Origin of the sequence: Arenibacter sp. F26102 (assembly GCF_023015865.1) — a bacterium.
Taxonomy (GTDB): Bacteria; Bacteroidota; Bacteroidia; order Flavobacteriales; family Flavobacteriaceae; genus Arenibacter.
Genome location: NZ_JALKBC010000014.1, coordinates 159,369 through 174,087, shown reverse-complemented (window position 1 = coordinate 174,087; position 14,719 = coordinate 159,369). Strand labels below are relative to the sequence as shown.

Genomic DNA, 14,719 nt, shown 5'->3' with positions numbered 1-14,719 from the left:
CTGAAAAAAGTTACCCTAGCCGGATAGGACTACTCTGGCTTCCTTACACTGTTCAAATTAAAACAGTTTAAAAACCAAAGTTACCAAAGTCACTAAAAATAAAAAGACCGCCTAATGGTTTTTAGACGGCCTCTTTTTTTATACGTTTTATCCGCTGGACAGATACCTTCATTTGGAAATAGCCGGGTATTGGGTTCAAAAGTACTATAGCTTGCCCCTTTTGTGTTCTTCTTGCCATTTGTGTAGTTCTTTCCATTTGCCCTCATGGGCCATTTTGGCCTGCATAGGCCAAGAAGCAGGGTCATGAATTTTATATCTGGCACCTCCAGAATCCAATATCTCTTTACATTTGGCGACTGCTGTTTCGGACAGATCCTTCCAAGTCTTTATATTAAAGGAAATAAAAAGTTGCTGTATTTTCGGACCGATACCTTCCACAATTTTTAAGTCGTCCTTTTTTATTGTTTTGCCAAAGACCGATTTGGCTGCTTGTGCATTAAATGGCGTCAGTGCTTCTGCGGCCGCTACCGGAGGAACGGGTTCGGAAGGGACGGCCAGTTCCACTTTTTGGGATAATTGTTTGTTGCACGAAGCCAAATCTGCTTGAAGTTGAATGTTTTTGTCCCTTAGGATTCTTAATTCTGAAGACTGGTCTATGTCTGGGCTTTTTCCTTTTCCGATCAAATAGCCAAATAGGGCGCAGACTATACCCACTATGGCCGGAATTAACCAGCACCAGATATTCATGTTTTCCATATACTTTATAGATTAAGGTTAGTTATACTAATTAGGTTTTTTTTATGCTTTTTCTCCACAACCATATTGCTGTTATCTATAACTTCAGCGTTTTCTGCAGAAGAAATATCGTCTATTTCACTTGAGCAGTTGTTGCACATCATAATGTTAAAATAGGTTCCGGCAATAATGGCGATTACTATACCCAAGATATTGGTTGTTCTTTTCGTCATTTTCGTAACTGTTTGGGTTTAGCTTAAATATATTAAAAAATTCCCTTAAATGTTAAAAAAACAACTTTAAATGTTACATGTCAAATAGTTAGCGGTGCTAAAGGGGCATTTCCCCTTTGTTTAACTTTTTTAAAAGATCTATAGGTTTATTTGGAGGAGGGTATTTTCGTAAATCTTTTTTTCTACCCATAAATTAAGAGTTTTGGGGGTGTAATTTTACCCAATAATTTATGCAATTCCTTGAAAACTTACCAATTATACAAATTTTAGTACCATCTATATAGTTTTACTTTTATACGTGATATGGAATGTAGACTTTAGCGGAAATATTATAATTACAAAGACCTTATTTCTCCCGACTAAGTTCCGGCATTGAAATAGGTCTTTACCACAATAATTATTTGAGTTAGTTTGGTTAAACCCGCAGCTATTTCTAATGGACCTATTCGGGGGGAGGGGAAATTTTCAAGTGGCTACGGGTTTATAATGTCCTAAACGTTCAAATTGAAATTACTTGTCCTGGAGCACTTCAAAACAAATCTTCAGGATAATATTGGTTGGTTAGTTTAAAACCCGCTATGTACTGGTTTATCTCCAGTACATAGCGGGTTTTTCATTTGCCTTTGCTTCTAAAGGTCAAACTTTATACCTTGGGCCAAAGGCAATTCGGTAGTGTAATTGATGGTGTTGGTCTGTCTTCTCATATAGATTTTCCAGGCATCCGAGCCGGATTCACGTCCTCCACCAGTTTCTTTTTCTCCGCCAAAAGCTCCTCCTATTTCAGCACCGGAAGTTCCGATGTTAACATTGGCTATGCCACAATCACTACCTTGGGTGGATAAAAAATACTCTGCCTCCCTTAGGTTATTGGTCATAATTGCAGAAGATAGGCCTTGAACTACTCCATTTTGAATGGCGATGGCATTTTCTACATCTCCGGAATATTTTAGAAGATATAAGACGGGGGCGAAAGTTTCGTGTTGTACAATTCCATAATTATTGTTGGCTTCAGCAATGGCTGGTTTTACATAACAGCCACTTTCATATCCTGGCCCTTGCAGCACACCTCCTTCAACAATAAGCATACCTCCTTCTTCCACAACTTTATGAAGCGCTTGCTGGTACATCTTTACGGCATCCGTATCGATCAACGGGCCCACATGGTTATTTTGGTCTAGTGGATTTCCTGTGCGCAATTGCTTATAAGCGGTAACCAGGGCGTCTTTTACCTTGTTGTAAATGGATTCGTGGATAATTAATCTACGCGTTGAGGTACAGCGTTGCCCTGCGGTACCTACCGCCCCAAAAACAGCTCCGATAACGGTCATTTTAATATCCGCGTCCGGGGTTACTATAATTGCGTTGTTGCCTCCAAGCTCCAAAAGTGATTTTCCTAATCGTGCGGCCACTGCCTGAGCTACAATTTTTCCCATGCGTATAGAGCCCGTTGCAGATACCAATGGAACTCTTTTGTCATGGGTCATGAATTCGCCTACCCTATAGTCACCATTAATCAAACAGGAAATGCCTTCCGGAAGATTATTTTCCTTGAAAACCGCAGCAGCGATATTTTGACAAGCTACTCCGCATAGCGGTGTTTTTTCACTGGGCTTCCAAACACAGACATCTCCGGAAATCCATGCCAGTGCAGTGTTCCATGCCCATACGGCAACCGGGAAATTAAAAGCTGAAATTATACCTACAACTCCTAGAGGATGATATTGTTCGTACATTCTATGACCCGGCCTTTCTGAGTGCATGGTAAGACCGTGCAATTGCCTGGACAGGCCTACGGCAAAATCACAGATATCTATCATTTCCTGAACTTCTCCTAAACCTTCTTGGTAAGATTTCCCCATTTCATAGGAAACCAACTTTCCCAAGGGTTCCTTCAGTTCACGTAGTTTATCTCCAAACTGGCGGACTATTTCCCCCCTTAGAGGCGCTGGTTTCGTTCTCCATGTTTTAAATGCGCTGGTAGCGGCATCCATTACTTTTTCATAATCCGCCTTGGAGGTTGTCCTTACTTTGCCAATTAAAGCTCCATCTACAGGAGAATAGGATGCTAATTCATCTCCAGAAGAAAAATTATGGGAACCGGTTGATGTTCCGTTATTTAAGGCTTTTATACCTAATTTTTCCAAGGCTTCTTGGATTTCAAAATCCCGTGCAATGTTTGACATTTATAACTTTTTTATCGATTATTGTTATATTTTTTCAAATTTACAAATAATTGTGTTGACTGGGGTGCTATGGAGCACAAATGTTGTTCAAAAAGTATTTAATGTTTTTGTGGTTCTAAATGGTTTTGAACTTAGTTTTAAAACTTAAGGGGAATTACCAAGTTAGTAAGGCAGCTATTTGTCTTCCTTTGCAATAAACCTTTCGTCAACCGGCATTTTTGTACCACAATTATTACAGGTACGCAGGTCCTCGGAAGCGTAGAATGTCTTAAAGTGACCCAAAAAGTCTTTTTCAATATCATTTAATGTGAAGTAAACCTCATGCAGTTTGTTGTTGCAGTTATCACAAAACCACAGCAAGCCATCTTTCGCATCCATATCGGCCCTTTTACGTTCAATGACCAGGCCTATGGAACCTTCGTGCCTAACTGGGGAATGAGGTATTCTGTCCGGATGTAGGTACATATCCCCAGGACCCAATTGCATGGTCTTTTTTTGACCGTTTTCTTGAATATGTACCTCAATATTTCCTTCCAATTGATAAAAAAGCTCTTCTGTTTCGTTGTAATGATAGTCTTTTCGGGCATTGGGGCCGGCAACAACCATTACAATATAGTCTCCTGATTCCGTATAGAGGTTTTTATTTCCCACCGGAGGTTTTAAAGTTGCTCTATTTTCAGAAATCCATTTATTTAGATTGAAAGGTTGTTTTATGGACATAGCGCTATCTTATTAAAATTAGATTTATAAAGCCCTGTTTATTTTTGAAAGGGCATAACATTGCGCTATCGCAAATTATCACAAGGATTAATATCAAAAATAAGAAAAGTAAACTGCTTTAAGGAAGACTATCGGTAGAAGAGTTGGGTAAAATATAGTTTACCATCGGAGTTTCTCTTAACACTAACCGCTGTGTGGGTGAATTCTCCTTCCATAGTTTTTCTATGATCGGAACTGGCCAGCCATTTTTGAAAAGCTTCGACGGCTGAAACATAGTCTTTCGCCACATTTTCTGAAACAAAAGAGGCATTTACGGCTTGGGAGATATCCGAGGCCCGTGCGCTAAAATTATCATGATTAATAGAGCCTTTGGCTATCATATAGTCCGTATGCTTATTAGCATATTCATGGGCTATAGCGCTATAATCCAAATCTTCATATCCCAGGGAAACACGATGATCGTTGACTATACCAAGTAATTCCTGCTCTACTTCGACCGCGTTTTCTGCTTCGGTACTATTTGCCGACTCTATAGGCTCTGTACTACAAGAGACTACTACAAATGCGAACAATAGCATTATAAAATAATGCAATTTCATTTTCATACAATGTTCTATTTGTAAGTAGGAAGAAAAGGAAGAATGGGGAATTCTTGTATTCTCGTAATTGGCTTCTCGTGACCAACGTTGTAATATTAAAAAAAAATATTGAGTGGAGAGTCTAATTAATTAATTTATTCGACGAAATACATAACAAATTAAAATCTTGTAGTACAAGGATTACTTACTGTAGACAATTATCGATGTGTTTCAAAAAAAAGTTAGCCGTATTGGCGAATTTATCTGCAATTAAAAGGAGGAATTTAATTGTCTTTTGACAAGCTTAATTTGTTTAACAGTATATCTCAAAAGGAAAACCTTCTATCTTTACGGTACTAAATTGGTTCCTTTTATGAAATTAATTGTCCGTACGCTATTATTTCTTTTCATCCTAGGTTGTAACCCTAATAAGGACACTGGGAAAACTCCAATAGATAACATAAATCTTTATCAAGATTACATAACAGAAGTATCCCATGGAATTATTTCTGTAAAAGCAGATGTTCGGGTGGTATTGAATCGGCCTATTGATTCATGGGAAAGTGGAAAGGAACTAAGTAGCCATTTGTTACAGGTAATTCCCAGGTTAAAAGGTAAGGTAGTTGCTTTGGACAGTAGAACTATTGCTTTTATACCTGAATCGGGTTTCCAACAAAACAGCACCTACGGGTTTACTTTGGATTTGGGGGCTATTGCAAACGACGTCCCCAAGGATTTGCGCCATTTCAATTTCCAAGTAAAAACATTGAAACAACAGTTTAATGTATATACACAGGCGATACAGTCCTACTCCAAAGATTACCAATATATAGAGGGGCAATTAAAAAGTTCCGATCAATTAAGTTTAAAAAATGCCAAACAGTTGCTGGAGGTAAAACAAAAGGGGAAAAGTGTTTCCGTAAAATTCGATTCATCCACAGCTGAAGGTACCCAATTTCATTTTAAAATTGATAGTATTCAACGATTTACGGAGGATACGGATTTGGAGGTTGTTTGGGATGGTAAGGTTTTGAATATTGATAGTTCAGGAAAGAATTCAATAAAGATCCCGGGGAAGAGCAATTTTAGTATACTGGAAGTGAACGTGGAAACCGGGGAAAATCAAATAATAAACATAAATTTTTCAGATCCCCTAAAAAAAGGACAGAACTTTAAGGGTCTGGTGGTACTTGAAGGAGATAACAACCCTAAATTCAATGTTGTTGGAAATACCTTAAAAGTTTATCCTTCCAAGGAGGTGACCGGTACAGTTCAGCTCGAGGTTTTTGATGGTATAGAAAGCATTGATGGCTACAAATTAAGAACAAAGCTTGTAGAGAGGGTAGCCTTCGAACAAATAAAACCAGATGTCCGACTATTATCCAACGGTACAATTTTACCATCCTCCAATAACCTAAAAATTAATTTTGAATCGGTAAATCTGAAGTCGGTCAACGTAACCGTTCTTAAAATATATGAAAGTAATGTTTTGCAGTTTTTACAAGGAAATAATCTTGACGGGAACTATAACTTAAAAACAATAGCTAGGCCCATTGCCACAAAGAAATTGGACTTGGAAAGCAATCTTAGTGGTAATAGTGGAAAATGGTCGGCTCATGCCCTGGATTTAAAATCGCTCATTACTCCTGAATTAGGAGCCATGTACAGGGTAGAATTTAGCTTTAAACCATCGTATAGCTTGTTTAGATGTGAAGACACCAATTTTGAACAGGAAACAACATCGGACGAAGATTTTGATCAAGAAACAGAAAACAGCTCATGGGACGGAGTGGAATCCTATTACGAAGATTACTATTTTAACTATGACTGGAACCAACGTGATAATCCCTGCCATACTACCTATTATTATGATAAAACAGTAGGGGCCAATGTTTTGGCTTCGGACTTGGGAGTAACCATAAAACAAGGGGTTAACAAAAGCTATTTTGTAGCGGTCAATGATATAGTAAGTACCGATCCCATAGCGGGAGCCAAGGTAATTTTCTACAATTACCAGCAACAGCCTATCGGGCAGGTAATAACGGAGGTGGATGGCACCTCTATCTTTGACTCGGATAATTTGGCATACTTTGCCGTAGCCGAGAGCAATGGTCAAAAAACCTACGTTAAACTAAATGACGGCAATGCCTTGTCCGTAAGTAAGTTTAACGTTGACGGTGTTGCCCTGCAAAAGGGAATCAAAGGTTTTATTTTCGGTGAAAGAGGAGTGTGGCGTCCCGGGGATAAGCTTTTTGTTTCTTTTCTATTGAACGATAACGCCAATAAACTTCCCGCAGGGCATCCAGTAAAGTTGGAATTGATAGATCCCTATAACAAGGTGGTGCATCGCGAAGTAAAGAACAATTCTCTAGACAATTTTTACAATTTTGTTTTAAGGACCGATGAAAATGCGCCTACCGGGAATTGGCTGGCCAAAATTTCAGTAGGCGGGGCAACCTTTACCAAAACCGTTAAAATTGAAACGATTAAACCTAATCGACTAAAGATTAAAACAGAGTTTGAAGATGAGGTGCTATCCGGGAGTAAGCCTATCAAAGGTTCGCTGCAGGTAGCTTGGCTCCACGGAGCGCCAGCAAAAAACTTAAAAGCGGATATTACGGCGAAGTTTAATGTACAGACAACAACCTTTAAAAATTTTCCGGGGTATGTCTTTGATGACCCCACCAGAACCTTTGCCACCGAAGATCAGGTGGTTTTCAATAGTACTATAAATGCCGAAGGTAAGGCGTCCTTTTCACTTAGTCCACAAATAAACAGTCAGGCTCCAGGAATGCTTAGAGCGGCATTTATGACCAAGGTGTATGAAAATGGAGGTGATTTCAGTACAGATGTCTTCACAAAACAATTTTCGCCATTCAATACTTATGTGGGCCTAAATGTGCCCAAAGGCGACAAGTTAAGGGGTATGTTGCTTACAGATCAACCACATAAATTTGAAGTTGTAACAGTGGATGAAATGGGCTTTGCCAAAGCGGCCAATAATCTAAAGGTTACTATTTATAAGGTAAACTGGAGATGGTGGTGGGAGACTTCTGCGGACAATTTATCCAATTTTAGCAGCAGTGAGTATCAGGAAAAGGTATTGGAGCAAAATATTAGCACAAATACAAGTGGTAAGGCATCATTTAATTTTGAACTAAAATATCCTGACTGGGGCCGATATTTGGTTAGGGTAGATGATCCTATGGGCGGACATGCAACTGGTAAAACAATTTATGTGGATTGGCCGGGATGGGCAGGGAAATCAATGAAAAATGACCCTTCTGCCGCTACAATGTTAATGTTCTCCACGGACAAGGAGGTTTATAAGGTTGGAGAAACGGCCACCGTTACCTTTCCAAGTTCCCAAGGAGGTAGGGCGTTGGTCACCATTGAAAATGGCAGTGAGGTACTCCATTCACTATGGGTGGAATCGGAAAAAGGGGAAACCAAATTTGAAATACCCATAACCGAATTGTATACCCCAAATGTTTATATAAATATTAGTTTGTTGCAGCCTCATGCCTCAACTTTAAACGATTCCCCTATTCGTATGTACGGGGTGGTTCCCATATCGGTGGAAGATCCTTCGACCAAATTACAGCCAGAAATTTCCATGCCGGATGTTATAAGGCCTGAAGAAAACATAACAGTCAAGGTAAATGAGAAACAAGGTAGGGCCATGACCTATAGTATTGCCATAGTGGATGAAGGATTACTAGATCTAACTCGCTTTAAAACTCCTAATCCCTGGGATGCTTTTTATGCACGTGAGGCTTTGGGGGTAAAGAGTTGGGATGTCTACGATGACGTAATAGGAGCCTATGGCGGAAGAATAAATCAGGTCTTCTCTATAGGTGGGGACGGGGAATTGGCCGGAGCCAAAAATAAAAAGGCAAATCGTTTTGAACCTATGGTGGTTTATCTAGGACCATTTACCCTAAAAGAAGGGGAAACAAAATCACATAAAATAGACATACCCAAATATATTGGATCTGTACGCACTATGGTCATAGCAGGAAATTCTGGAAAAGCTGCTTACGGTGTCGCAGAAAGAACAACGCCTGTGCGCAAACCACTGATGGTATTGGCGTCCTTGCCAAGGAAAATTACTCCAGGGGAGACCGTAACTTTGCCCGTTACTGTGTTTGCCATGGAAAACAAGGTAAAAGAAGTGACTTTGAAAATTAAACAAGACCCCTCTTTTAGCATAGAAGGCAATGCTATACAAAACGTTTTCTTTTCCCAACCAGATGAAAAAATGGCTTATTTTCAATTGAAGGTGGCCGACTATAACGGTGTTGGTAAGGTAGTAGTTGAAGCTTCGGGGAATGGTGAAAAAGCCTCTTTTGAAATACCTATAGATGTGGTAAACCCCAATCCTTTAACCACAGTGACAGAGGATGTTGTTTTGGAGGCCAATACTAACAGGACCCTAGATCTTAATACTTTTGGCATTCCGGGCAGTAACCGGGCAGAGGTTGAATTATCTACCCTTCCACCGATGAATTTTAATGGAAGGATGCAATATTTGGTCCAATATCCGCATGGATGTTTGGAGCAGACCACTTCCAGTGCCTTTCCTCAATTATTTATGCCAGATATCTTTGATATTAATTCATCAAAGAAAAAAGAGATTCAGCAAAACGTGGAAAGTGCCATAAAAAGAATTGGCAGTTATCAAATGCCAAGTGGAGGTTTTTCCTATTGGCCAGGACAAAATTATGCAGATGATTGGAGTTCGTCCTATGTAGGTCACTTTTTATTGGAAGCTGAGAAAAAGGGATACGTTCTGCCCTTGGGGTTTAAGTCTACCTGGATAAATTATCAGCAAAATATAGCACGGCAATGGCGGGCAGGGTCTTCCATATCCGGTTTGGCTCAGGCATATCGTTTATATACCCTAGCCCTTTCCGGAAATGCAGATATTGCTTCAATGAATAGACTAAGGGAAACTCCAAATTTGTCCAATGAGGGAAAATTCCGCTTGGCGGCAACTTATGCACTTGTTGGTCAAGAGAGTGTTGCCCAACAGATCATTAGGTCCTCAGATATTGATTTTGTGGCCAATAAAAATGATTATTATACCTATGGGTCTCCTGAACGGAACAGGGCCATGGCTTTGGAAACTTATGTGCTTTTAAAGGATAAGGTGAAAGCTCAGGAAATGGCCAGGACCTTGGCGCAGCGTTTAAGTAATGATCAATGGATGAGTACCCAGAGTACTTCTTATTGTCTTTTGGCTCTGGCAAAATTTGCCGATATGATTGGAGGTAAGGGGATTAAGGCCAGTATAACGGTAAATGGAGGGCATAGTGATATAGATACACAAAAAACTTTGGCCAATATGGGATTGGGAATAATTACGGGGACCAATTCCATCAGTATAAAAAATACTGGAACCAATTTGTTATACGTGAGCATCAATAATAGTGGTATACTACCTGTAGGTGAGGAGAAGGAGATGCAACGAAATCTAACTGCCAATGTGGTCTTCAAAGGACGGAATGGCACTATATTGAATCCTGCCTCCATAATGCAGGGTACGGATTTTGTTGCTGAGGTATCACTAACAAATACCAAGGCCGAAATGATCAAAAATGTGGCATTGTCCGAGATATTCCCCAGTGGCTGGGAAATAGTAAATACACGCTTTACAGATTTTGGGGATTTTGCCGAAAATGAGGTGACCTATACGGATTTGCGGGATGATAGGGCGAATTTTTATTTTGATATGAAAAAGAACGAAACAAAAATATTTAGGGTATTGCTGAATGCATCCTATTTGGGCAGATATTATTTACCAGGGATTCAGGCTGAAGCCATGTACAACAATGATTACGCCGTACGCACTAAGGGCCAATGGGTAGAGGTTGTACAGTAGTTGTGTTCATGGGCGCTAAAAATAAATATCCATTCTGCGCAACCATTTTATCTTTTCTGCATTCTTATAAAAAAAAGAAAAGATGAAAAAAGGATTTTATTTTATGCTCATTGGAACCATTGCATTGAGTGCTTTATTTGTGGGTTGTAGTACGGATAATTCAATTGAATGTCCTGCCGATTTTGAGGGAGCACTCACAGAGGAAGAAAACAGCTTAATAGGAACTTGGCAGCTAACCGCAATACTTGCGGACAAAGAAGTGGATATAACCCAAGATGACGAAGAAAACCCAAAAAAGGATATTTTTGTTCAATATTCTGCCTGCGAAAAGGATTCCGACTATACCTTCGGACCAGGTCGGGCCTATGAATTTTCACAAGGTGAAAATGCAACCAGTTGCATTAATAAGGTTAAAATTGGAGGGACATGGAAGCTTTTCAGTGGTACACTGGGTTTAATTGGCAATTGTTCAGCCCAGAATTTGAACATTGTTTTCAATACAGATAAATCGGCTTTTTCCGTTACTTCCAATTATAATATTACAGATGTAAAAGGACTAACCATACAAACGGATGTCACATTCACCTATACCAAAGTGGGGGCAACCCAATAATTGGCTTTAAGGTTGAGAACTATAACATCCTATGTTCACCACATTTTTTTTGGTATCATAGGATGTTATATTTATCCGCCAACCTTAATATAGGTGTTTTGTTCATTGTTCTTGGGGGGTTCTACTTCCAATGCTTTGTTTTCCTTAAGTACCTTGCTAAAAACAAAGGCCCCTATTTCCTTTACAGGGCTATAAAGTTTGGACTCGTCAATGGATTCTTGCTTAACAAACCCCAATTGGTTATTGGTCCTGTCGAAAAATATCAATAAGGCACCCAGAATGACCGCTACTTTGAGAGCACCGAATATTCCTCCCGCTATTTTGTTTAGTAGTCCCAGCATGGCAAAATCAGCAATCTTAGTCAATAATTTCCCTGCCATATTTACTACCAGAACAATAATAATAAAGGTGATCAGAAACGAAGCAGTATTCATATATCGTTCGTTCCACTCCATATTTTCGGAAAGATATTCCCCTACAATATAGGAAAAGTGAATGGCGCCATATAAACCGGCCACAAGGGCCACTAGTGATGCCAACTCAACAAATAGACCATTTCTAATGCCTTTGTATAGACCGTAAAGTAGTAATAGTCCTAAAATAATATCCAATACACCCATTCTTAAAAGTCTTTTGACAAATATAAAACTTTGATTTGTACCTTTGGATAATTCTACACAGCTTGGATAACTTAGTCCAACATTAGAACTAAATTGGAACAAATTACTATGTCGAGAGATACACAATTAAAGGATAGATGGGAGATTTTGGTTAAGAAACTATCGGCGCAATTTGCAGATAGCGATCCCATGGAGTTGGATGCAATTATATATTTGGTGGGTGTTCAGGAATTGGGTCAGATTCATAAAACCTATAAGAAAGATGAAAAATTAAATCTAATGCATATTGCTATATGTAGGTTGTTGGAACCCTATGGGTATTATGAGTTCGATTTTTTTGATGAAGAAGGCTGGCCGCATTATACCATTAAGGAAGAATTGCCCCCATTAAAGGCAGGTGAACAATCCGTATTAATGAAAGAAGCCTTGGTAAGTTACTTTTTGGAAAAGGATTACATTTCATAAATATGGTACTTTAAAAAGCCTATTATGCCGCAATTTATAGTTCTACCAACATAGAAGGTGATAACAGGTATGATTAAATTCCCGATCAATGGAGTAAAAGGCTAAATGGCAGCCGGTGTTTCTAGGCTTTAAATGTGCCAGAGTGCAACTAGGGACCAGTGTAAGTTTTTTGGATAAATTGGGCTTTATTCCACAGATTGGAAAAGACAAGCGGATCATTTCTTCGTCCAAAAAAAAGAATAAAAGAGCGGTACAAATGGTATAAAGTCCGCATTTGTTTGGTAGAAAGAAAATATGAATTTGGGAACGGATAGGAATCCAGTTAAAGGAGCAACAACTTTTATAAAGTTGGAGGGGCTAATAAGAAAGCATCCCAAAAAGTTACTGATTCTTGTAATATTGTTGGTTACCTATTATTTCTGTTTGCCCAAACAACTATTCAACACCCCACATGCCACAGTTGTAGAGAGTAGATCTGGGAAGCTTTTGGGCGCACTTATTGCCGAGGATGGGCAATGGAGGTTTCCTGTTGTGGATAGCGTACCCCACAAATTTGAGACTTGTATTCTAAATTTTGAGGATGCCCATTTTTATCTTCATCCTGGTTTTAATCCTGTTTCCATAAGTAAGGCGTTTATAGCAAATATTCTTGCAGGGAAAACGGTTAGAGGCGGGAGTACGCTTACCCAACAAGTAATACGATTGTCCCGTAAGCACAAACAACGGTCTTATTGGGAAAAAGTCAAGGAATTGGTCTTGGCCACTAGACTGGAATTTCGTTATTCCAAAAAAGACATTTTAAAACTATATGCCAGTCATGCTCCTTTTGGTGGAAATGTGGTAGGACTGGAGGTGGCGGCTTGGCGTTATTTTGGTATGCAGCCGAGTCAGTTATCCTGGGCGGAAGCTGCTACTTTGGCGGTATTGCCCAATGCTCCAAGTTTGATTTATCCGGGAAAAAATCAAGTCAAATTACGAAATAAAAGAAATAGACTACTTCAAAAATTATTGGAAAACCATCAAATAGATAGCACCACCTACCAATTGTCGCTACTTGAGGAATTGCCTAAGAAGCCATTTCCATTACCCGATATAGCTCCTCATTTAGTACAGTATTTGGCAAAAAAAGGCAAGGGGAAAAGAATTTTGACCCATTTGGATGAAAAGCTACAGCTCAATATCAACGCCATAATTAATAGGCATTATAATACCTTGAAACAGAATCAGGTTTATAATGCAGCCGTTCTTGTAATGGACGTAAAATCGCGGAAAGTACTTTCCTATGTTGGAAACACACCAACTGATAAGGACCATGAAAAGGACGTAGATATGGTTCAGGCCAACCGCAGTACAGGGAGTGTTTTAAAGCCTTTATTGTACACCGCCATGATGGATGCGGGAGAATTGTTGCCCAATATGCTGGTAGCGGATGTTCCTACTCAAATAGCGGGTTATACCCCTGAGAATTTCAACGAGAGTTATAGTGGCGCCATAGAGGCAGATAAGGCATTGGCAAAGTCGCTCAATATTCCGGCAGTGCGTTTGTTGCAATCTTATGGTCTGGAAAAATTTAGGGATCAATTAGATCTATTCAACTTAAGGGGGCTTGACAGGTCTGCGGATCATTACGGACTTACATTAATACTTGGAGGGGCCGAAACCAATCTATGGGATTTATGTAAGACATATGCCTCCTTGGCATCAACAGTAAATCATTTTAATGAAACCTCCAGTGAGTATTTTGCTATGGAATTTTCCGAACCTATTATAACAGTGGATTCTGTGGTGGATTTTGGTAGTAAATCCACCGTGAAAACAATTTTTGATGCGGCAAGTATCTTCCTGACCCTGGAGGCCATGAAAAAAGTTAACCGACCTGAGGGAAGCGAATCTTGGGAGTTTTTTGATTCCTCCAAACAGATAGCATGGAAGACGGGCACCAGTTTTGGAAACAAGGATGCCTGGGCTATTGGAGTCACCCAAGACCATGTGGTAGGGGTATGGACTGGCAATGCGGACGGGGAAGGAAGACCAAACGTCACAGGACTCACTACCGCAGCCCCAATTTTATTCGATGTTTTTGATGTATTGCCCCGATCTTCCTGGTTTCAAAAACCTGAGGATGAGTTTATAGATATCAAAGTATGTTCGGAAAGCGGTTATTTGGCTACCCAAATATGCCCTGTTACTGTGGTTTCTATCCCAAACAAACAAAATTATGTAAAGGCCTGTACTTATCATCAATTGGTACATTTAAATCCACAAAAACAGTTCAGGGTTAATTCGTCCTGTGCCAATTTGTCCGAAACACTGAGCGAGTCCTGGTTTATTCTACCTCCATTAATGGAATTCTACTATAAAAAGGGTCATCCAACCTATAAATCCCCGCCAGCCTTTTTAGATAATTGTGAGGAAACCAACACGGAGGTTATGGAATTTATTTATCCAAGGAACGGAAGTAGAATAACGCTGCCCAAAAATTTTGAAGGGAAAAAGAACGAATTAATAGTGAAGTTGGCCCATTCAAAACCGGAAACTCCGGTTTTTTGGTATCTGGATGAAAAATTTATAGGGGAAACCATAAACTTTCATGAAAAAGGATTGATACCCGAACCAGGAAATCACAGGATTACTGTGGTAGATGCCTTGGGCAATGAAGTTGTTGTAACGATAACGTTGGAGTAATAA

Annotated in this window: 10 protein-coding genes; 4 read left to right on the top strand and 6 right to left on the bottom strand. The window is 39.5% G+C overall.

The window, feature by feature from the left end:
* Positions 1-204: 204 nt before the first annotated feature.
* The 5 genes from MWU78_RS17810 to MWU78_RS17790 form a co-directional block, all read right to left on the bottom strand.
* Positions 205-756 (bottom strand): hypothetical protein, encoded by a 552-nt coding sequence (locus MWU78_RS17810; RefSeq protein ID WP_247000242.1) that lies wholly within the window; start codon positions 754-756, stop codon positions 205-207.
* Positions 757-761: 5 nt separating this feature from the next.
* Complete coding sequence (locus MWU78_RS17805; protein ID WP_247000240.1) at positions 762-968, bottom strand: hypothetical protein; 207 nt, start codon at positions 966-968, stop codon at positions 762-764.
* Between the two features lie 629 nt (positions 969-1,597).
* Complete coding sequence (locus tag MWU78_RS17800; protein WP_247000239.1) at positions 1,598-3,151, bottom strand: aldehyde dehydrogenase family protein; 1,554 nt, start codon at positions 3,149-3,151, stop codon at positions 1,598-1,600.
* A gap of 174 nt (positions 3,152-3,325) precedes the next feature.
* The gene (locus MWU78_RS17795; protein ID WP_247000236.1) at positions 3,326-3,871 is read right to left on the bottom strand and encodes a 3-hydroxyanthranilate 3,4-dioxygenase; all 546 of its coding nucleotides are present in this window, start codon (positions 3,869-3,871) and stop codon (positions 3,326-3,328) included.
* Positions 3,872-3,999: 128 nt separating this feature from the next.
* The gene (locus MWU78_RS17790) at positions 4,000-4,476 is read right to left on the bottom strand and encodes a CAP domain-containing protein (RefSeq protein ID WP_247000235.1); all 477 of its coding nucleotides are present in this window, start codon (positions 4,474-4,476) and stop codon (positions 4,000-4,002) included.
* A gap of 346 nt (positions 4,477-4,822) precedes the next feature.
* Here MWU78_RS17790 and MWU78_RS17785 point away from each other — a divergent pair, with 346 nt between their 5' ends.
* Together MWU78_RS17785 and MWU78_RS17780 are read left to right on the top strand one after the other, a co-directional pair.
* Positions 4,823-10,333 (top strand): MG2 domain-containing protein, encoded by a 5,511-nt coding sequence (locus MWU78_RS17785; protein ID WP_247000233.1) that lies wholly within the window; start codon positions 4,823-4,825, stop codon positions 10,331-10,333.
* Positions 10,334-10,415: 82 nt separating this feature from the next.
* Positions 10,416-10,946: a DUF5004 domain-containing protein gene (locus MWU78_RS17780; protein WP_247000231.1), complete on the top strand. Its 531-nt coding sequence runs from the start codon at positions 10,416-10,418 to the stop codon at positions 10,944-10,946.
* Positions 10,947-11,017: 71 nt separating this feature from the next.
* Here the strand turns inward: MWU78_RS17780 and MWU78_RS17775 are convergent, their stop codons facing one another.
* Positions 11,018-11,566, bottom strand: coding sequence for a CvpA family protein (locus MWU78_RS17775; protein WP_247000229.1), 549 nt, complete (start codon positions 11,564-11,566; stop codon positions 11,018-11,020).
* Between the two features lie 108 nt (positions 11,567-11,674).
* On the opposite strand from MWU78_RS17775, the gene MWU78_RS17770 reads away from it, so the two are divergent.
* Together MWU78_RS17770 and pbpC are read left to right on the top strand one after the other, a co-directional pair.
* Positions 11,675-12,031 carry a hypothetical protein gene (locus tag MWU78_RS17770; RefSeq protein ID WP_247000227.1) on the top strand — a complete coding sequence of 119 codons (357 nt, stop codon included), beginning with the start codon at positions 11,675-11,677 and terminating at the stop codon, positions 12,029-12,031.
* Between the two features lie 294 nt (positions 12,032-12,325).
* Positions 12,326-14,716, top strand: a complete 2,391-nt coding sequence (gene pbpC / locus MWU78_RS17765) for a penicillin-binding protein 1C (protein ID WP_247000225.1) — start codon at positions 12,326-12,328, stop codon at positions 14,714-14,716.
* Positions 14,717-14,719 lie beyond the last annotated feature (3 nt).

What these genes read in the sequence shown, in the direction of transcription:
- MWU78_RS17810 (WP_247000242.1), bottom strand. Translation starts at nt 756, where the DNA reads ATGGAAAACATGAATATCTGGTGCTGGTTAATTCCGGCCATAGTGGGT.
- MWU78_RS17805 (WP_247000240.1), bottom strand. Translation starts at nt 968, where the DNA reads ATGACGAAAAGAACAACCAATATCTTGGGTATAGTAATCGCCATTATT.
- MWU78_RS17800 (WP_247000239.1), bottom strand. Translation starts at nt 3,151, where the DNA reads ATGTCAAACATTGCACGGGATTTTGAAATCCAAGAAGCCTTGGAAAAA.
- MWU78_RS17795 (WP_247000236.1), bottom strand. Translation starts at nt 3,871, where the DNA reads ATGTCCATAAAACAACCTTTCAATCTAAATAAATGGATTTCTGAAAAT.
- MWU78_RS17790 (WP_247000235.1), bottom strand. Translation starts at nt 4,476, where the DNA reads ATGAAAATGAAATTGCATTATTTTATAATGCTATTGTTCGCATTTGTA.
- MWU78_RS17785 (WP_247000233.1), top strand. Translation starts at nt 4,823, where the DNA reads ATGAAATTAATTGTCCGTACGCTATTATTTCTTTTCATCCTAGGTTGT.
- MWU78_RS17780 (WP_247000231.1), top strand. Translation starts at nt 10,416, where the DNA reads ATGAAAAAAGGATTTTATTTTATGCTCATTGGAACCATTGCATTGAGT.
- MWU78_RS17775 (WP_247000229.1), bottom strand. Translation starts at nt 11,566, where the DNA reads ATGGGTGTATTGGATATTATTTTAGGACTATTACTACTTTACGGTCTA.
- MWU78_RS17770 (WP_247000227.1), top strand. Translation starts at nt 11,675, where the DNA reads ATGTCGAGAGATACACAATTAAAGGATAGATGGGAGATTTTGGTTAAG.
- pbpC (WP_247000225.1), top strand. Translation starts at nt 12,326, where the DNA reads ATGAATTTGGGAACGGATAGGAATCCAGTTAAAGGAGCAACAACTTTT.